Source organism: Klebsiella sp. LY (assembly GCF_004010915.1).
GTDB classification, from domain to species: domain Bacteria; phylum Pseudomonadota; class Gammaproteobacteria; order Enterobacterales; family Enterobacteriaceae; genus Klebsiella; species Klebsiella quasipneumoniae.
This window is the reverse complement of sequence record NZ_CP022444.1, coordinates 1094667-1113632: the sequence shown is the minus strand read 5'-3', so window position 1 is coordinate 1113632 and position 18966 is coordinate 1094667. Positions and strand designations below refer to the sequence as shown.

The 18966-nt window shown below is 55.7% G+C and carries 16 protein-coding genes, 6 tRNA genes and 1 other RNA gene; 9 read left to right on the top strand and 14 right to left on the bottom strand.

Annotation, left to right across the window (positions count from 1 at the left end; translation table 11 throughout):
• Positions 1-27 precede the first annotated feature (27 nt).
• The 5 genes from CE636_RS08180 to CE636_RS08160 form a co-directional block, all read right to left on the bottom strand.
• Positions 28-163: non-coding RNA, RtT sRNA (locus tag CE636_RS08180), on the bottom strand.
• Positions 164-185: 22 nt separating this feature from the next.
• Positions 186-261, bottom strand: a tRNA-Lys gene (locus CE636_RS08175).
• A gap of 4 nt (positions 262-265) precedes the next feature.
• A tRNA-Val gene (locus CE636_RS08170) sits at positions 266-341 on the bottom strand.
• A 46-nt stretch (positions 342-387) separates the two neighbouring features.
• Positions 388-463: transfer RNA gene (locus CE636_RS08165), tRNA-Val, on the bottom strand.
• A gap of 45 nt (positions 464-508) precedes the next feature.
• Positions 509-584: transfer RNA gene (locus tag CE636_RS08160), tRNA-Val, on the bottom strand.
• Positions 585-843: 259 nt separating this feature from the next.
• Here CE636_RS08160 and gltX point away from each other — a divergent pair.
• Positions 844-2262 carry a glutamate--tRNA ligase gene (gene gltX, locus CE636_RS08150; RefSeq protein WP_017899488.1) on the top strand — a complete coding sequence of 473 codons (1419 nt, stop codon included), beginning with the start codon at positions 844-846 and terminating at the stop codon, positions 2260-2262.
• Between the two features lie 54 nt (positions 2263-2316).
• On the opposite strand, the gene CE636_RS08145 is transcribed toward gltX, so the two are convergent.
• Together CE636_RS08145 and CE636_RS08140 are read right to left on the bottom strand one after the other, a co-directional pair.
• Positions 2317-2709, bottom strand: coding sequence for a MerR family transcriptional regulator (locus tag CE636_RS08145; RefSeq protein ID WP_004202015.1), 393 nt, complete (start codon positions 2707-2709; stop codon positions 2317-2319).
• A gap of 3 nt (positions 2710-2712) precedes the next feature.
• Entirely contained in the window at positions 2713-3066 is a 354-nt protein-coding gene (locus CE636_RS08140; RefSeq protein WP_004202017.1) for a YfeC-like transcriptional regulator, read from the bottom strand.
• A 219-nt stretch (positions 3067-3285) separates the two neighbouring features.
• On the opposite strand from CE636_RS08140, the gene CE636_RS08135 reads away from it, so the two are divergent.
• From CE636_RS08135 to CE636_RS08125, 3 genes are all read left to right on the top strand, one after another.
• A tRNA-Ala gene (locus CE636_RS08135) sits at positions 3286-3361 on the top strand.
• A 41-nt stretch (positions 3362-3402) separates the two neighbouring features.
• A tRNA-Ala gene (locus CE636_RS08130) sits at positions 3403-3478 on the top strand.
• 209 nt (positions 3479-3687) lie between these two features.
• On the top strand, positions 3688-5859 hold the full coding sequence (locus tag CE636_RS08125) for an EAL domain-containing protein (protein ID WP_017899489.1): 2172 nt from the start codon (positions 3688-3690) through the stop codon (positions 5857-5859).
• Between the two features lie 48 nt (positions 5860-5907).
• On the opposite strand, the gene nupC is transcribed toward CE636_RS08125, so the two are convergent.
• Positions 5908-7110, bottom strand: coding sequence for a nucleoside permease NupC (gene nupC / locus CE636_RS08120; RefSeq protein WP_017899490.1), 1203 nt, complete (start codon positions 7108-7110; stop codon positions 5908-5910).
• A 345-nt stretch (positions 7111-7455) separates the two neighbouring features.
• Here nupC and CE636_RS08115 point away from each other — a divergent pair, with 345 nt between their 5' ends.
• Complete coding sequence (locus CE636_RS08115; protein ID WP_004202021.1) at positions 7456-8697, top strand: Nramp family divalent metal transporter; 1242 nt, start codon at positions 7456-7458, stop codon at positions 8695-8697.
• A gap of 57 nt (positions 8698-8754) precedes the next feature.
• On the opposite strand, the gene CE636_RS08110 is transcribed toward CE636_RS08115, so the two are convergent.
• Both CE636_RS08110 and CE636_RS08105 read right to left on the bottom strand, forming a co-directional pair.
• Positions 8755-9114, bottom strand: a complete 360-nt coding sequence (locus tag CE636_RS08110; protein ID WP_017899491.1) for a DUF2502 domain-containing protein — start codon at positions 9112-9114, stop codon at positions 8755-8757.
• A 130-nt stretch (positions 9115-9244) separates the two neighbouring features.
• Positions 9245-10237: an aldo/keto reductase gene (locus CE636_RS08105; protein ID WP_017899492.1), complete on the bottom strand. Its 993-nt coding sequence runs from the start codon at positions 10235-10237 to the stop codon at positions 9245-9247.
• A gap of 180 nt (positions 10238-10417) precedes the next feature.
• On the opposite strand from CE636_RS08105, the gene CE636_RS08100 reads away from it, so the two are divergent.
• Complete coding sequence (locus CE636_RS08100) at positions 10418-12079, top strand: alpha-keto acid decarboxylase family protein (protein WP_017899493.1); 1662 nt, start codon at positions 10418-10420, stop codon at positions 12077-12079.
• On the opposite strand, the gene CE636_RS08095 is transcribed toward CE636_RS08100, so the two are convergent.
• The gene (locus CE636_RS08095) at positions 12076-13311 is read right to left on the bottom strand and encodes an ion channel protein (RefSeq protein WP_025999166.1); all 1236 of its coding nucleotides are present in this window, start codon (positions 13309-13311) and stop codon (positions 12076-12078) included. The genes CE636_RS08100 and CE636_RS08095 overlap by 4 nt on opposite strands.
• A 263-nt stretch (positions 13312-13574) precedes the next feature.
• Here CE636_RS08095 and glk point away from each other — a divergent pair, with 263 nt between their 5' ends.
• Positions 13575-14540, top strand: a complete 966-nt coding sequence (gene glk / locus CE636_RS08090; RefSeq protein ID WP_004202027.1) for a glucokinase — start codon at positions 13575-13577, stop codon at positions 14538-14540.
• A 54-nt stretch (positions 14541-14594) separates the two neighbouring features.
• On the opposite strand, the gene CE636_RS08085 is transcribed toward glk, so the two are convergent.
• Together CE636_RS08085 and CE636_RS08080 are read right to left on the bottom strand one after the other, a co-directional pair.
• Complete coding sequence (locus tag CE636_RS08085; protein WP_004202028.1) at positions 14595-15332, bottom strand: LytR/AlgR family response regulator transcription factor; 738 nt, start codon at positions 15330-15332, stop codon at positions 14595-14597.
• A gap of 11 nt (positions 15333-15343) precedes the next feature.
• Positions 15344-17041: a sensor histidine kinase gene (locus tag CE636_RS08080; protein ID WP_017899496.1), complete on the bottom strand. Its 1698-nt coding sequence runs from the start codon at positions 17039-17041 to the stop codon at positions 15344-15346.
• Here CE636_RS08080 and CE636_RS28615 point away from each other — a divergent pair.
• Positions 17040-17138, top strand: a complete 99-nt coding sequence (locus CE636_RS28615; protein WP_032431109.1) for a hypothetical protein — start codon at positions 17040-17042, stop codon at positions 17136-17138. The two genes, CE636_RS08080 and CE636_RS28615, sit on opposite strands and share 2 nt — an antisense overlap.
• 286 nt (positions 17139-17424) lie before the next feature.
• Complete coding sequence (gene alaC / locus CE636_RS08070) at positions 17425-18639, top strand: alanine transaminase (protein WP_004202031.1); 1215 nt, start codon at positions 17425-17427, stop codon at positions 18637-18639.
• Between the two features lie 69 nt (positions 18640-18708).
• On the opposite strand, the gene ypdK is transcribed toward alaC, so the two are convergent.
• Positions 18709-18780 (bottom strand): membrane protein YpdK, encoded by a 72-nt coding sequence (ypdK, locus tag CE636_RS08065; protein ID WP_099119320.1) that lies wholly within the window; start codon positions 18778-18780, stop codon positions 18709-18711.
• Positions 18781-18966: the final 186 nt, after the last annotated feature.

Here is an 18966-nt window from a genome sequence, read left to right as displayed (position 1 = left end):
AGGCGCCTTTAGGGCGCCTTTTTACATTGGTGGGTCGTGCAGGATGACTCGACTTCGCCTCGCCCTTCGGGCCGTCGCCGCAAGCGGCTCCGTTGTCTCACTGCGTTCGACCCGAACCTGCTGCAGGTTCGAATCGTTGAGTTCGGCGCATAGCAAAAAGGCGCCTTTAGGGCGCCTTTTTACATTGGTGGGTCGTGCAGGATTCGAACCTGCGACCAATTGATTAAAAGTCAACTGCTCTACCAACTGAGCTAACGACCCGAAGTGGTGGGTGATGACGGGATCGAACCGCCGACCCCCTCCTTGTAAGGGAGGTGCTCTCCCAGCTGAGCTAATCACCCACTTCGGTACTTCACATTTTGACAGAAAATTCAGCTGGCGAGAAAGTGGTGGGTGATGACGGGATCGAACCGCCGACCCCCTCCTTGTAAGGGAGGTGCTCTCCCAGCTGAGCTAATCACCCACTTCTCAATTTTCTGTTCTACACGGCGGAGACTACGTTAAGTAGTGGTGGGTGATGACGGGATCGAACCGCCGACCCCCTCCTTGTAAGGGAGGTGCTCTCCCAGCTGAGCTAATCACCCCCGCTGTGTGGAGTCGCATTATAGGGAGAGTTGAAAATGAGTCAACGCCTTTTCTAAAGAATTCGTTCGTTCGTCGTAAAATTAAACAAAGCGATCGTAAAACCGGCGTCATAGCATGATTTATAAACAAAAATGGCAAACCGCGACGTTCCGACGGGAACAACATTGAGGAATCAGCCCACGGTGTTAGAATATTGACCCATAATTTCCACCGGACATTGCCGTCTATCGGCATCTTTATTAAACGTAAGGCCAATTCATGAAAATCAAAACTCGCTTCGCGCCAAGCCCAACCGGCTATCTGCACGTTGGCGGTGCGCGTACTGCTCTCTATTCCTGGCTTTTTGCCCGTAACCACGGCGGTGAGTTTGTACTGCGTATTGAAGACACCGATCTCGAACGCTCCACCCCGGAAGCAATTGAAGCCATCATGGATGGCATGAACTGGCTGAATCTGCAATGGGACGAAGGTCCCTATTACCAGACCAAACGTTTCGATCGTTATAACAACGTGATCGATGAGATGCTGGAAGCCGGTACCGCTTATAAATGCTATTGCTCGAAAGAGCGTCTGGAAGCGTTGCGCGAAGAGCAGATGGCGAACGGTGAGAAGCCGCGTTACGATGGCCGCTGCCGCCATAGCCACGAGCATCATGCCGACGATGAGCCGTGCGTGGTGCGTTTCGCCAACCCGCAGGAAGGGTCAGTTATTTTTGACGATCAGATCCGCGGACCTATCGAGTTCAGCAACCAGGAGCTGGACGATCTGATCATTCGCCGTACCGATGGTTCCCCGACCTACAACTTCTGCGTCGTCGTGGATGACTGGGACATGGCGATCACCCACGTGATCCGTGGTGAAGATCATATCAATAACACGCCGCGCCAGATCAACATCCTTAAAGCGCTGAACGCGCCGGTGCCGGTATACGCGCACGTATCGATGATCAACGGCGACGATGGCAAGAAACTCTCCAAGCGCCACGGGGCGGTCAGCGTGATGCAGTATCGCGACGATGGCTACCTGCCGGAAGCGTTGCTTAACTATCTGGTGCGTCTGGGTTGGTCCCATGGCGATCAGGAGATCTTCACCCGCGAAGAGATGATCGAGTTCTTCTCGCTGGGGGCGGTCAGCAAATCCGCCAGTGCGTTCAACACCGACAAGCTGCTGTGGCTGAACCATCATTACATCAATACGCTGCCGGCGGAGTATGTGGCGACCCATCTGCAGTGGCATATCGAGCAGGAAAATATCGATACCCGCAACGGTCCGCAGCTGGCCGAGTTGGTGAAGCTGCTGGGCGAGCGTTGCAAAACGCTGAAAGAGATTGCCCAGAGCTGCCGCTACTTCTATGAAGAGTTCGCTGAGTTCGACGCCGACGCGGCGAAGAAACATCTGCGTCCGGTAGCGCGTCAGCCGCTGGAAGTCGTCCGCGACAAGCTGGCGGCGATTAGCGACTGGACGGCGGAAAACGTCCACCACGCGATTCAGGCGACCGCTGATGAGCTGGAAGTGGGCATGGGTAAAGTCGGTATGCCGCTGCGCGTGGCCGTTACCGGTGCTGGGCAGTCTCCTGCGCTTGACGTAACCGTCCATGCAATCGGCAAGTCCCGTAGCGTAGAGCGTATCAATAAAGCGCTGGCTTTTATGGCTGAGCGCGAAGGCCAGGCGTCCTGACGGGGACGTAGATGATATAACGGCAGGATATACTCCTGCCGTTTTTTTTGTCTGTTACGCCGGGCTGGCGATGCCGAGGCGGGCAAGAAAACCGCTAATCCCTTCCCGGGCCAGCAGGTCGCGGAGCTGCAGCTGTTCTGCCGGAGTCATCAGTTGCAGGGTTTCTGTGATTTGCCGCCAGATCGCGTCCGCCTCATTGACCAGGTAAGCGCCTGGCGATTCCGCGAGATGATTGTCGCTAAACAGATGGCGTCTGGCGGGAATGTTAGTCAAAAACTCACGCACCGGTTGGTCGATGACCACCAGTCGCGCTCGTCCCCCTTTAACGCCGGGTATCGCTTCTGTGCGCCATTTCTTCTCCCGAACCCAGCGATTGATCGTTTGTCTGGCCAGCCCCAGGCAGTCGGCAAGCTCTGCGGGCGTCATTTTATCTTTTAGTTTCATCATGGTTTACCGATCGCGGATCCCTAACCGAAGCAGTAACCCGGTGATCCCCTCGCGCAGCAACAGCGACATAAGCTGCTTCTGCTCGCTGGGGGTGAGTTCTTTACAGAGGGTTAGCAGCAGCGATTCCAGATCGCTGTCGTGGGGAGAATAGGTGCCGGGCGTCTCCGCCACGCGCTGGGCGCTGCGGATAAACTCCCTGACTTGCTCATTGACATGGACCAGGCGCGCCTTGCCGCCCTGGACGCCAGGCCGCGGAGAGGTCTGCCAGCCTTCTTTCCGCACCCACTTATTGATAGTTTGCCGACTGTAGCCGGTCAGATGGGCGATTTCTTCAGGTGTCATTCGTTCCTTGAGCATACTATTTCCTGAGTAAATGTATGGGAATTAGCTGTCCATGTTATAGCATCCTTTTACTGGAAAAGGTGACCTGTTTAACTTCTGGCTGCGATAAGGCTCGCAATGTCAGCAGGTTGCCTGCTTTTTCAGCGATTGAATCGAGAAGGATAATTTTGCCGTTGACACCTGAGCGAGGAATTCATATTATGCCGCCCGTCAACACGACACGCTTTACGTTACGGGGCTATAGCTCAGCTGGGAGAGCGCTTGCATGGCATGCAAGAGGTCAGCGGTTCGATCCCGCTTAGCTCCACCAAATTCTGCACCCAGCGGATTTGGTTCGTAAAGAGGTCCTGTGGGGCTATAGCTCAGCTGGGAGAGCGCTTGCATGGCATGCAAGAGGTCAGCGGTTCGATCCCGCTTAGCTCCACCAAAATTCAGAACCCTCGCTTCGGCGGGGGTTTTTGTTTTTATCTATTTTCATGTAAAGCATTTTCTGCTTAAGTCAGTTAATCTCCAGCAATTAAAATCGAAAGTAATTTCAGACTTTTTCCTGATAAATCACCTTGCCTGCCCTAAATAAGCAACATAACATTTCCCCCATTAAACGTAATGAGGTTGCCGGAGTTTTAATTAACAATAATGGTTGATAAAATTAACATTAATATCAAAAAAACTCTGTTGGCCTTTATCGTCTGTTTAGTCGCTATTCCGCTGGCTCGTTTTATTTCACCGCAAACGGTTATTGATGGCAATCTTATTTATATTGCCTGGCTGCCCATTAGCGTGATGTTTTCTGTTATTTTTATCTTTGGCCGCTATGCGATTGCGCCATTAATCCTCGCATTTGCCATCACCAATTGCTTTCTTATTAAATTAACGCTACCGCAGGCGCTTATCTTACTCTTTTGTCAGCTGTTTGCGGTGTTCTTCTCCTGCGCTATTCTAAGACTGATGGTGGGTAAGCGCTGGCGCTGTGGCCCGACGGCAAAACATATGGGAGCGCGGATCTTCTGGGGCGGCTTCTTCGCGCCGGTGCTGCTGAAACTCACCATGTACCTTGCCGGGCAATATTTTGCTTTTCCCTTATCTATTACCAGCTATTTTGGCAGTATGCCATTGATTTATACCGTAATAGATATTCAAAGTTTAATCAGCGCGGCATTAATTTTTACCACTTTTTTATATTATCCAATGCGGATGATTATCAATCCACGCTACGCCCGACGTTTCTGGCGGCAGGAATGTTTACCGTGGCTGGCAGCAAAATATCGTTCCTTTACGCTATATTGGTTTATTGCGCTGGCGGTGATATTAACGCTATTGTGTGCGCCGTATCAGTCTGAATTTATTGCCGGTTATTTAGTTCCGGTGATTTTTATCGTCTACTTTATCGGGATTAGCCGAATTGGTCATGCGCTGCTGCGTATTTCATGGTCGGTCTCGGCTTTTTTACTGGTGGTGTATAACAAAAACTTTCTCCAGGGCGTCCAAAGCGAGTATTCATTATCCTTTGTGCTCTCAGTGCTGATCTCCTTTACTATCTGTTTGTTTTATATGGCAGACACCTATGCCCGTAGCGACCGCAATAAACGCCGCTGGCGTAGTCAGGCGGAAGAAGATCCGCTGACTGGCTTGCCTAACCTGCGCGCGCTGGAGAGCCATTTACAGAGCTGTCCGCAGCAGGTTATCTGCAGCCTGCGTATTCATAATCTCGACTTTCTCAGCAGGCATTATGGCCTGATGATGGGGGTGGACTGTAAACGGCAGATTATTCGGGCGTTGCAACCGCTGCTGGGGGCGACGGATAAAGTTTTCCAGGTGCCGGGCAGCGAACTGATCCTCGTGCTTGACGGACCGGAGCCTTCGTCCCGTTTGCATCATATGGTCGCGGTTCTCAATCACAAAAAATTCAGCTGGCACAATCAGCCGCTGGATCTGGAGTTTGGCGCGGCCTGGGGCCGCGACGACGGTCAGCGCGAGGGACTTCACCAGATGCTGGGTCAGCTAAGCTGGCTTTCCGAACAGGCGGGTAGCGAACGTCGGGTGCTGGCCCTGGATGAGGAGCAGGAGCTGGTGGTGGATCAAACCACCGAGCAGGTGCGCCTCCTCATGCGCGTCAAGCAGGTGCTCAAAGAGCGGGCGCTGATGCTCTATGCGCAGCCGATTCAGAACAGGGAAGGGGAGGGATATCATGAGATCCTCACCCGCATGCGCTGTGGCGATAGCGTCATTATGCCCGATCAGTTTATCCCGTTGATTGTGCAGTTTAACCTCAGCCAACGTTTCGACATGCTGGTGCTGGAGACCTTGTTCAGCGTGCTTCATCAGCACCCTGGCCAGCGATTCTCGGTCAATCTGCTGCCTGCAACTCTGATGCAAAAGGACAGCGCCGCGCAGATTATCGCGCTGTTTCAACGCTATGCGGTCTCACCAGGCCTTATCACTATTGAAGTCACTGAAGAGCAGGCCTTCTCCAATGCCGACATCAGCCAGCAAAATCTTGAAGCGCTGCGCGCGTTTGGCTGTGCCATCGCCATTGATGACTTTGGCACCGGGTATGCGAACTATGAACGACTGAAGCATCTGCAAGCCGATATCATCAAGATTGACGGCTGCTTCGTTCGCGACATCCTCACTGACCCGCTGGATGCCATTATGGTGAAATCGATTGTTGAGATGGCGCGGGCGAAACAGATGAGCGTGGTGGCGGAATATGTCGAAAGCGAACCGCAAAAAGCGCGCTTGCTGGAGCTGGGGGTGAATTATCTGCAGGGCTACCTGGTGGGCAAGCCCCGGCCGCTGGGCGAATGACGGGTAAAAAAAAGCCGGGCATTGCCCGGCTCAGAGGACTGGCGCCTGTTACAGAACCAGAGCCGCAATTGAAGCAGACAGTACGCTGACCAGCGTGGAGCCGTAAACCAGCTTCAGACCGAAGCGTGAAACCACGTTGCCCTGTTCTTCGTTCAGACCTTTAATCGCCCCGGCGATGATGCCGATAGACGAGAAGTTGGCGAAGGAGACCAGGAAGATAGAGATAATGCCTTCCGCACGCGGGGAGAGCGTCGAGGCGATTTTCTGCAGATCCATCATGGCGACGAATTCATTGGAGACCAGCTTGGTGGCCATAATACTACCCACCTGCAGCGCTTCGCTTGCCGGCACACCCATCACCCAGGCGACCGGGTAGAAGATATAGCCAAGGATCCCCTGGAAGGAGATGCTGTAGCCGAACCAGCCGGTCACGGTAGCGAACAGGGCGTTCAGCGCGGAGATCAGCGCGATGAAGCCGATCAGCATCGCCGCCACGATAATCGCAACTTTAAAGCCCGCCAGAATGTATTCGCCCAGCATCTCGAAGAAGCTTTGACCTTCGTGCAGATTCGACATCTGCAGATTTTCTTCACTCTCTTCCACGCGGTACGGGTTAATCAACGACAGCACGATAAAGGTGCTGAACATGTTGAGCACCAGCGCCGCGACGACGTACTTCGGCTGCAGCATGGTCATATACGCGCCGACGATGGACATCGATACGGTGGACATCGCGGTCGCCGCCATGGTGTACATACGGTTGCGCGACATTTTGCCGAGAATATCTTTATAGGCAATAAAGTTTTCCGACTGGCCGAGGATCAGCGAGCTGACGGCGTTGAAGGACTCCAGTTTGCCCATGCCGTTGATTTTCGACAGCACGGTACCGATGGCGCGGATAACAATCGGCAGGATGCGAATATGCTGCAAAATACCGATCAAAGCGGAAATGAAGACGATAGGGCACAGAACCTTAAGGAAGAAGAAGGCCAGACCTTTGTCGTTCATGCTGCCGAACACGAAGTTTGTCCCTTCGTTGGCAAAGCCGAGAAGTTTATCAAACATCTCGGAGAAGCCTTTCACAAAACCCAGACCGATATCGGAGTTCAGGAAGAACCAGGCCAGCAGGACTTCAATGACAAGCAGTTGAACAACATAACGAATACGGATCTTTTTACGGTCATGACTGACCAACAGGGCCAGTATAGCCACCACAACGATCGCGAGGACAAAATGCAAGACGCGGTCCATAGTTGCTCCAAATATGAGGCAGGTTAAATTTCCGTGCACATTCTATGCAACGGCTTTAAAGAAAACGAGATCAATTGCACACTATTGCAAGGAACTGTGACCAATGGCAAAAATAGTGATCAAACATCCACTTTTGTTATGTTACGTAAAGGTTTTAAAAGTTGCATTCTTGTACTACTCTTAATATTTGGCGCGATCGGGTTTTCTGACGCCCTTTTCCATATCCGGCCAGCAATTGTTCCCTCCTATCACAGCAATTATTATCTCCATTCTAAATGAACTTGATAATCATTCGCATTTTGATAGCATGAAACATAGCAAAGGCTATATTTCCAGAGGCAGAAGATGACTAGCAGTCGCGTTGAGAATAGCAGTAGTCGCGCCGCGCGCAAGGTGAAGCTCGCCTTAATGGGACCCGCTTTCGTCGCTGCCATTGGCTATATCGATCCGGGTAATTTCGCCACGAATATTCAGGCTGGCGCCAGCTTTGGCTATCAGCTGCTGTGGGTCGTAGTATGGGCCAACCTGATGGCGATGCTGATCCAGGTGCTCTCTGCCAAACTGGGCATTGCCACCGGTAAAAACCTGGCCGAGCAGATCCGCGACCATTACCCGCGCCCGGTCGTGTGGTTTTACTGGGTACAGGCGGAAATCATCGCCATGGCCACCGATCTGGCCGAATTTATCGGCGCTGCGATTGGCTTTAAGCTGGTGCTGGGCGTATCGCTTCTGCAAGGGGCGGTGCTGACCGGGGTGGCGACCTTCCTGATCCTGATGCTGCAGCGGCGCGGGCAAAAACCGCTGGAGAAGGTGATTGGCGGCTTGCTGCTGTTTGTTGCCGTCGCCTATGTCGTTGAATTGATCTTTTCCCAGCCCGCGCTGGCTCCCCTGACCAAAGGGCTGGCGATCCCTACGCTGCCCAACGGCGAGGCGGTATTCTTAGCCGCCGGGGTGCTGGGGGCCACTATTATGCCGCACGTGATCTACTTACACTCCTCGCTTACCCAGCATCTGCACGGCGGGACGCGAAAAGAACGCTATAACGCGACCCGCTGGGATGTGGCGATCGCCATGACCATTGCGGGGTTCGTTAACCTGGCGATGATGGCGACCGCCGCGGCGGCATTCCACTTCAACGGCCATACCGGCGTCGCCGATCTCGATCAGGCTTACAGAACGCTGGAGCCACTCCTGAGCCACGCGGCGGCGACTATCTTTGGCCTCAGCCTGGTCGCTGCAGGTTTATCCTCGACGGTGGTGGGGACTCTCGCAGGCCAGGTGGTCATGCAGGGCTTCATCCGCTTTCATATTCCGCTGTGGTTTCGCCGGGCGGTCACCATGCTGCCGTCGTTTGTCGTCATTCTGCTGGGACTGGATCCAACGCGTATTCTGGTGATGAGTCAGGTGTTGCTCAGCTTTGGTATTGCGCTTGCCCTGGTGCCGCTGCTGATATTTACCAGCAATGCAAAGCTAATGGGAGACCTGGTGAATACCCGTTGGGTGAGAGGCATCGGCTGGGCGATAGTCGCCATTGTGGTGAGCCTGAACGGCTGGTTAATTGTGGGATCGCTGCTCGGGGTGGATTGATGACTTCCTGCTGCGGAATAAAGCAAAGGGGAGCCGATGGGCTCCCCTTTTCGTCTGTTAGTGATGGCCATGTCCATGACCGTGACCGCGTCCGCCGGGACCACGTCCCCAGCCGCCTCGATGGTCGTCGCGGTCGCTCCAGCCCGCGCGATAGCCGCGCTCCCAGGCTTTATCTCTGCCTTTGTCCCAGCCTTTGTGCCAGCCGTTGTCATGACGATGCCAACGGTTATCACGCCATTCATAGTGACGACGCCAGTAATCACGGTCGCGCCAGCCGCCACCGTCCCAGTAGTTACCGTAATTGTCACGATCGCCTATTTGTAATTTTACCGATGGCAGCAGGGTGATTTCACCAGCGTTAGCGACTAGTGGCGCTGCGGCCAGCAGTACTGCTGCCAGAATCAGTGACCTGAACATACTCTTCTCCTTCACGATCGGGGCCGTAAGCGGCCTGTTAACCTGATATTACGGGCCGGTAAAGACCCGTCGCATCGGACGAACTCCGAAAGCGCAGAAAAGAGCACTTTTTGCTAAAGTAACATTTGCTTTACAGCGCCAGGATGGCATCAATCGCCGCGCACTCCCCGGCGCTGAAATGACGGTTTTTCAGCATCCCTACCGCATCATCCAGCTGGGCGGTTTTGCTGGCACCGATCAGCACGGAGGTGACTTTCTCCTCGCGCAGCACCCAGGCCAGCGCCATCTGCGACAGCTTCTGCCCGCGGGCTTCCGCCAGCGTATTCAGCTGACGAATTTTTTCTAATTTGGCGCTGGTCAGTTGCTCCGGCTGCAGAAAACGACTGCTGCTGGCGGCGCGTGAGTCTGCCGGAATGCCGTTAAGATAGCGGTCGGTTAGCTGGCCGCCGGACAGCGGTGAAAACGCTATACTTCCCACCCCTTCGGTCTGCAAAAAATCCAGTAATCCCTCTTCCACACCGCGTTCAAACATGGAGTAGCGAGGCTGGTGAATGACGCAGGGGGTGCCGAGGTCGTTAAGGATTTTCACCGCTTCTCGCGCCTGGGCGAGCGGATAGTTAGAGAGGCCGACGTACAACGCTTTACCCTGGCGGACAAGATGATCGAGCGCGCGCATCGTTTCCGTCAGCGGTGTCTCCGGGTCCGGGCGGTGATGATAAAAAATATCGACATACTCCAGCCCCATGCGCCGCAGGCTCTGGTTCAGACTGGCCACCAGGTATTTGCGTGAACCCCAGTCGCCGTAAGGGCCGTCCCACATGGTGTAGCCCGCTTTGGTGGAGATGATCAACTCATCGCGATAGGGCAGGAGGGCCTCTTTAAGGATGCGGCCAAAATTGCTCTCCGCCGAGCCCGGCGGCGGCCCATAATTATTGGCCAGGTCGAAATGGGTAATGCCGAGGTCAAACGCGTGCAGGAGCATCTGCCGGCTGGTTTCCACCCGCGTTTCATCGCCAAAGTTATGCCACAGACCGAGAGAAATAGCCGGCAACTGAAGGCCGCTGCGCCCGCAGCGACGATAGGCCATCGTTTGATATCGCGTGGTGCTTGCCTGGTAAACCATTCTTCCTCCGCAGATAAAACAAGTTGTGTATACGTTTACACTAATCAATGTTTTGCGTGGAGTACACCGCTTTTTGGGCGTAACTATTGCTTTACACCGGCTTTATCGTCCCCCTTCTGGACAGGCGGATCGCTTATTCAATACTCAAATTACACCTGCACCAAAATGAGGATAATGGACATGCAACCGACCTACACTATTGGGGATTATCTGCTGGATCGCCTCGTTGACTGCGGTATTGACCGCTTGTTCGGCGTACCAGGAGATTACAACTTACAGTTTCTCGATCGCGTCATTGCGCACAGCGCCTTGGGGTGGGTCGGCTGCGCCAACGAGCTGAATGCGGCCTATGCTGCTGACGGTTACGCACGCATTAAGGGGGCCGGCGCGTTACTAACAACCTACGGCGTCGGCGAACTAAGCGCCCTGAACGGCGTGGCGGGAAGCTATGCGGAGCATATTCCGGTATTACATATCGTCGGTGCGCCCTCCACTGGCGCTCAGCAGCGCGGCGAACTGCTGCATCACACCCTGGGTGACGGCGATTTCCGCCATTTTGCGCGAATGAGCGAGCAGATCACCTGTAGCCAGGCGCTGCTGACCGCTGGCAACGCCTGCCATGAGATCGACCGTGTTCTGCGCGATATGCTGACGCATCATCGACCCGGCTATCTGATGTTGCCGGCCGATGTCGCCAGAGCGGCAGCGATTGCCCCAGCGCAGCGCTTGCTGGTGGAGGCCGCTCCGGCGGATCAAAACCAGCTCGCCGGATTCTGCGAACATGCCAGCCGCCTGCTGCGGGGCAGTCGACGCATTTCCCTGCTGGCGGACTTCCTCGCGCAACGCTATGGCCTGCAGAACACGCTCCGGGAGTGGGTAGCGAAAACCCCCGTCGCCCACGCCACCATGCTCATGGGCAAGGGGCTGTTCGATGAGCAGCAGAGAGGTTTTGTCGGCACTTACAGCGGCATCGCCAGCGCGCCGCAGACCCGGGAGGCTATCGAAAACGCCGACACCATCATCTGCATTGGTACGCGCTTCACCGACACTATCACCGCAGGGTTCACCCAGCATCTGGCGCGGGAGAAGACCATTGAGATCCAGCCCTTCGCCGTCAGGGTGGGCGATCACTGGTTCAGCGGCGTGCCAATGGATCAAGCCCTGGCTGCATTAATGACGCTTTCCGCCCCGCTGGCAGCGGAGTGGGCGGCGCCTCAGGTCGTGGCGCCGGAAGTGGAAGAGGAGGGCGAAGGCGAGTTAACCCAGAAGAATTTCTGGTCGACAGTGCAGGATGCGCTACGCCCCGGCGATATTATCCTCGCCGATCAGGGGACGGCGGCATTTGGCATCGCGGCGCTTAAGCTCCCCTCTGAGGCATCGCTGATCGTCCAGCCGCTGTGGGGATCGATTGGTTTTACCCTCCCGGCCGCCTATGGCGCGCAAACCGCGGCGGCAGAGCGGCGGGTGGTGCTGATCGTCGGCGATGGCGCCGCCCAGCTGACGATTCAGGAAATGGGCTCTATGCTGCGCGATAAACAAAAGCCGCTTATTCTGCTGCTTAATAACGAAGGGTATACCGTAGAACGGGCGATTCACGGTCCGGAGCAGCGCTACAATGATATTGCCCTGTGGGACTGGCGGCGCCTGCCGGAAGCCTTCGCCCCGGACGTTGCCTCGCGCTGCTGGCGGGTTACGCACACTGCTGAGCTACGGGAGGCGATGGCGGAGAGTATCACCTCCGATACTCTCACCCTGGTGGAAGTGATGCTGCCGAAAATGGATATCCCCGATTTCCTGCGCGCGGTGACGCAGGCGCTGGAGGAACGAAACAGCCGCGTTTAGTCGGTATGGTGTCTGGCAATCATTAAGGGCCTCCCGGCCAGCAGCAGCCAGGCCGGGAGCATCACAATGCACAGCAGCGGCAGCAGCGTGGTGTCCGGAACCACCACAGCGGCCATAAACAGGCTCAGCCAGCCGTCGCGGGTGACGACCAGCACCATGCCGAGGATCGCGCAGGAGACGGTAATTGCCGCCGGCACGGCGTCCACGTGGGCATGCAGCATCAGCCCCAGCGCCACGCCGACGAAGACCGCGGGGAAAATCCGCCCGCCGCGAAAGCCGCAGGCCGAGGCGAGAACCAGCGCCGCCAGTTTGACCAGCGCAATGAGCAGATAATCCGAGGCGGTCAGCGTCTGGCTGAAGGCCAACTGCTGCATCTCATCCAGCCCCTTAAACAGCGTTAAATGTCCGCCAATGGTTCCAAGGATCCCTAACAGCAAGCCGCCGAGGCCCAGCGTCAGGATTGGGTTTTTCAGGCGATGCATCAGCGTGTGCAGGCGCGGCAGACACCAGACGGCGACCATACCGACAGCGATAGCGATCAGGGCGACGATCATGCCGCTGACGATATCGAAGAAGTGCATCTGGCTATAGTGCGCGATCGGCAGCGTGAAGTGGGGGTGGAAAAACAGCCCGGTCGTCAGCGCGCCCGCGGCGGCGGCAAGCATCGGGGCAAACAGACGATCCCACAGCGGCGACTCGTTGCTGCTGTTCAGGGTTTGCGAAAAAATCAGCGCGGCGGCCACCGGGGTGCCGAAGAGGGCGCCGATGGTGCCTGAGGCCGCGAGAATGGTCCAGTCCAGAGAGCTGACCCGGGGGAACAGTCGGGAGCCGACGGCGACGGCCAGCGCAATATTCACCACCATAATTGGATGCTCCGGGCCCAGGCTGACGCCGCCGGCGAGGCCAAGGATCAGCGCCGCCAGCAGCCCGGGCAGCGCGCCGGTGGCAATAGGCGCGCCGATTAACGACTCGGTCGCCGGGTCCGGCCCGGCGTGCCCCGGGCTGTAACGGACGACCAGGCCCACCGCGATCCCCGTCGCCGTGAGAATGGCGATGATCCACAGCGGGTTGTCGGCGCTCACCCCAAACTGCACAGGCAGATTGCTCCACAGGAAGCGCTGCAGCAACGCGGCAACTTTCATCGCGCCGATCAGGATCAAACTGGAGGCGATGCCAATCAGGATAGCTGGCACCGACAGGATCAGCATTGTTCTGGCGCGAGGATGGAGCATGAAAATGTCCTTGTTAAAGTTCAGGAGCACTACTTTGCCTTTGTCGACGGGGATCGTCGATGCAAATGGTGCTGAAACGATAAAGTTAAGGCGGCGTCTGATACCCGTGGCCTCGTTAATAGGCTACTTTGCATTGATTACAAACTAAATGTGACCTGTGTCGCTAAACAAGGGGCGTCCGCGAGTTGGACGTTGTTGTTAAGCCGCCATGAATTTACAGTGTGCCAAAAGATTTATTTTGACTTTAGCGGAGCCGTAACGGAATGACAAAATTTGCTTTAGTAGGAGATGTCGGGGGGACCAACGCCCGCCTGGCGCTGTGTGATCTGGCGAGCGGAGAGATCTCTCGTGCAAAGACCTATTCCGGGCTCGATTACCCCAGTCTGGAGGCTGTGGTGCGCGTCTATCTCGAGGAGCATCAGGTGACCGTCAGCGAAGGCTGTATCGCCATCGCTTGCCCGATCACCGGCGACTGGGTGGCGATGACCAACCATACCTGGGCCTTCTCCATCGCTGAGATGAAGCGCAACCTTGGCTTTGCGCACCTGGAGATTATTAACGATTTCACCGCCGTTTCAATGGCCATCCCGATGCTGAAAGCTGAGCACCTGATTCAGTTCGGCGGCAGCGCGCCGGTAGCCGGCAAACCGATCGCCGTTTATGGCGCCGGAACCGGGCTGGGCGTAGCCCATCTGGTGCACGTTGATAAGCGTTGGGTCAGCCTGCCTGGCGAAGGCGGCCATGTCGATTTTGCGCCGAACAGTGAAGAAGAGGGCATTATTCTGGAAGAGCTGCGCGCTGAACTGGGGCACGTCTCCGCAGAACGCGTGCTCTCGGGGCCTGGTCTGGTCAACCTCTATCGCGCGATAGTCAAATCGGATGGTCGACTGCCGGAGAACCTGCAGCCGCGTGAGGTCACCGAGCGGGCGCTGGCGGATAGCTGCACCGACTGTCGCCGGGCGCTGTCGCTGTTCTGCGTCATTATGGGGCGCTTCGGTGGAAACCTGGCGCTGACCCTGGGGACGTTTGGCGGCGTGTATATCGCCGGCGGCATCGTGCCGCGCTTCCTGGAGTTCTTTAAAGCCTCCGGCTTCCGCGGCGGTTTTGAGGATAAAGGCCGATTTAAAGCCTATGTCCAGGATATCCCGGTTTACCTGATCGTGCATGACAACCCAGGCCTGCTGGGCTCCGGCGCGCATCTGCGTCAGACGCTGGGTCAGGTGCTGTAAGCGCATTCCTCCCGGGCTACCGCCGTAGCCCGGCAAGGCGGGGCTCCCCGTCGTCTACAGATTCATCAGCTGGCGAAACTCTTTCACTTTACTGCGACTGACCGGAACCTGAAACTCCAGGTCGCGCAGGCGTAGCACGTAGGTATTGTTAAACCATGGCTCAATTTCACGAATTTTGCTGAGATTCACACAGTACGAGCGGTGACAGCGAAAGAAATGTGCGGTGGGCAGTTTGCTGCAGAATTCGGTAATGTTCATCGGCATAACGAAAGACTCCCGGCGAGTGTAGACGAAGGTCATCTTCTCGTGCGCCTCTGCATAATAGATATCATGGATACTGGTGACGATGATCCGCTCATCTTTTATCAGATTGATGGTGTCGTTTTCCCGAGGCGCTGCGCTGGCTAGCCCGGAGGCGGCGTTATTTTGCTGCTGCCAGGCGGCGGTCAGCTTCTGCAGCATATTGATGATGCGCGACTCCTGGTAGGGCTTCAGAATGTAGTCAAACGCCTCCAGCTCAAAGGCTTCCACGGCGTGTTCTTTCCACGCGGTGATAAAAACGATAAAAGGCTTATGGGCGAACTGGCTGATGTTCTGCGCCAGCAGAACGCCGTCCAGCGACGGAATATTGATATCGAGAAAGATGGCGTCGACCTTGTTGTGCTGGAGAAATTTCAGCACGTCCAGGCCGTCGTCAAAGCTGCCGACGATCTCCATCTGGCTGTGGGTGTTGATAAGCCAGGAGAGCTCCTGTTGGGCCAGAAACTCATCCTCCACAATGATAACTTTCATCTTTTCTCCGCTCATGACAACAGAGACTCCGTCAGCGCCTGCGGCGTAGAGTGATTGGGGACATAAAAGGCGATTTCCGTTCCTGGCGTCAGGGTGCGGATATGCAGCCCCTCGCCGTAGAGCAGTTTCACCCGATGATGAACGTTGAGCAGGCCGATTTTGTTACCTGGCATTTCATCGGCTTCCACGCGGGCGACCACGGCGGGATCGATGCCGTTGCCGGTGTCGCGAACGCTGATGCGAACCCGATTGCCGCACTCATTGATGCCGATCGTCACCACCCCTTTCCCTTTACACGGCTGAATGCCGTGCACAATGGCATTTTCCACCAGGGGCTGGATAAGCAGGCTCGGGATCACGCAGCTGACGTCGTCGTCAATATCATAGATGACCGTCAGTTTGTCGCCGAATCGGGCCTGTTCAATGGCGATGTAATCTTTGATCTGATACAGCTCTCGTTTGATATCGATCTGCTCATCGTCTTTTAATTCGATGTTATAGCGCAGATAGCGCGACAGATTAAAAATGAGCTGGCGCGCGGTGTCCGGATTAAGGCGAATCGAGGAGGAGATCGCGTTCAGGGCATTGAATAAAAAGTGCGGGTTAATCTTGCTTTGCAGAGCGCGCAGCTCCGCTTTGTTGGCCATCTCCCGCAGCTGTTCGGCGCGGGAAACCTCCAGCTGGGTGGAGATGATTTGTGACAGGCCAATCGCCATCTCCTGCAGCGTCGAGGTGATGCGATGGGCGTGGCAGTAATAGATTTTTAGCGTGCCGGTGACCACCCCCTTTTCCCACAGCGGGATGACCATTAAGGAGTGGATCTCCGGCGTGCGGTGGGCTTCGTCATTGTTTTTTATAATGATCTTTCCATAACGAATGGCCTGTCGGGTAGTGGGGCTGATGACATCGTCATGGTGTTGATAGTTGGCTTCACCGACGCCCACGTAGGCCAGCACGTGTTCCGTATTGGTGATTGCCACCGCGTCGGCGGTAATGTCGCGGCGGATGATGTCGCAAACCTGGCGCAGAGAATCGCTGTTGACCTGACGGAACAGCGGCAGGGTTTTGTTGGCAATGTCGAGCGCCAGTTTCGCCTGCCGCGCGGCGCTGGCCTCCTTTTCCCCTTCCACGCTCTGCACCAGCAGCACGATAAAGCCGATGCAGACGCTGCCAAGGATCATCGGGATACCAATTTTCGAGACGATATCCAGGCCGAGGCTCAGAGAGGGCGCCCAGACTATCACCAGGATCATGGTCAGGGTCTCGCAGACCATGCCGGCCAGAATGCCGATTTTCCAGCGTTGATCGCGGGCCACCTTGCGGTTAATCAACCCCGACAGCAGACCGGCGATGATGCTGGTGATAAAGCAGGGTACGGCGGTCACGCCGTCAATATCAATCAGATAGCGGTGCACACCGGCAATCACCCCGACAATGGCTCCCACCCATGGGCCAAACAGGATCCCGCCGGACATCACGGCGATGATACGCACGTTTACCAGCGATCCTTCCACCGGCACACCGGACCAGGTACTGAAGAGCGCGAACAGCGAGAAGATGGCGGTGACAGCCAGCAGCTCTTTCGGCGTATGCGCTGATTTATGCAGCAGTTCGCGGAACAGGCGCAGGCGAATAAGGAAAAACAGGCAAATAAGCATCAGGGCCGCACGATCATAGACCGCCAGCATCATAGTAAAGATTTCGTGCATGGGTGCGCCGCGTCAGTGGCCAGAAAAGGACATGATAAAAAACCTGACGACAGAAGACCAGCCGCAGAAAAATAATGAGGAAAAGACACACTTTTAAAAGGGGATTGAATCATGGCAAGGCGACAAACCGCTAGACAGCAGGGGAAACGATAAATACCCGTGATAGAAAAGATATCAATATGTTACCACTTGCATACAAAACGGTATTCATCCCGCGGCGTACTGCCGTATTTAGCGCAGACGATACCCGTTTTTAACGCCAGTGATTATTTTTCGTCAGGGCACTCGACAACGTGTTTTTTTTCAGGTTATTTTCTAAACGAGCCGCAACAGCGGCAGCGTCGCTCGGACGGTCCGGGCGCTAACGTTAATCAGAGGAACCTATGGCTGAATCCAGTCCTGAACGCCGTTTTACGCGTATCGATCGTCTCCCCCCGTACGTTTTTAATATTACTGCCGAACTGAAAATGGCTGCGCGCCGGCGCGGCGAAGATATTATCGATTTCAGTATGGGCAATCCCGATGGCGCGACGCCGCCGCATATCGTGGAAAAACTCTGCACCGTCGCGCAGCGGCCTGACACCCATGGTTACTCTACCTCGCGGGGGATCCCACGCCTGCGTCGCGCTATTTCGCGCTGGTATGAAGAACGCTATAACGTCGATATCGATCCGGAATCGGAAGCGATTGTCACCATTGGTTCGAAAGAGGGGCTGGCGCACCTGATGCTGGCGACGCTGGATCATGGCGATACCGTGCTGGTGCCGAACCCCAGCTATCCGATCCATATCTACGGCGCGGTGATTGCCGGGGCGCAGGTGCGCTCGGTGCCGCTGGTGGAAGGGGTGGATTTCTTTAACGAACTGGAACGCGCCATCCGCGAGAGCTATCCGAAGCCGAAGATGATGATCCTTGGCTTTCCCTCGAATCCGACCGCGCAGTGCGTCGAGCTGGATTTCTTTGAAAAGGTTGTCGCCCTGGCGAAGCAGTATGACATCCTGGTCGTCCACGATCTGGCCTATGCCGATATCGTGTATGACGGCTGGAAAGCGCCCTCCATTATGCAGGTGCCCGGCGCGCGCGATGTCGCCGTCGAGTTCTTTACCCTGTCGAAAAGCTATAACATGGCCGGCTGGCGCATTGGCTTTATGGTCGGCAATAAGACCCTGGTGAACGCGCTCGCCCGCATCAAAAGCTACCATGACTACGGCACGTTTACGCCGCTGCAGGTGGCGGCGATAGCGGCCCTGGAGGGCGATCAGCAATGCGTGCGGGATATCGCGGAACAGTATAAGCGCCGCCGCGATGTGCTGGTGAAAGGGCTCCACGAGGCCGGCTGGATGGTTGAGTGTCCGAAGGCGTCCATGTACGTCTGGGCGAAAATTCCGGAACCTTATGCCGACATGGGCTCGCTGGAGTTTGCGAAAAAGCTGCTTAACGAAGCGAAGGTTTGCGTCTCTCCGGGGATTGGCTTTGGCGATTATGGCGATACCCATGTCCGCTTCGCGCTGATCGAGAACCGGGACCGGACGCGTCAGGCGATCCGCGGCATCAAGGCGATGTTCCGCGCTGATGGCTTACTGCCCGCTGCGAGCTAGCGCTTCGGCGAATACGCTATAACAAAAACGGGAGCCTGTGGGCTCCCGTTTTTTTGACACCGCTGCAGTCTAGATCATCAGGGCAAAAGTACCGGCCCAAACGATGACCATAAAAGAGAGACCCATAAAGAAGTATTTCACGACTCATCACTCCACGCGCTTATGCGACGTTCAAATGAATTAATTGTTCTGTTTTTCAAGGGCTGTCGCCGGTGAAATCTCACCCTGCGGCAGCTCGCAATTCTGTGCGTTTAATGCTCCAGATGGCGCTAATGTACGCCTAAAAAATCAGGGAAACAAGGGGCATTTTTTTATTAATTTTTAGTT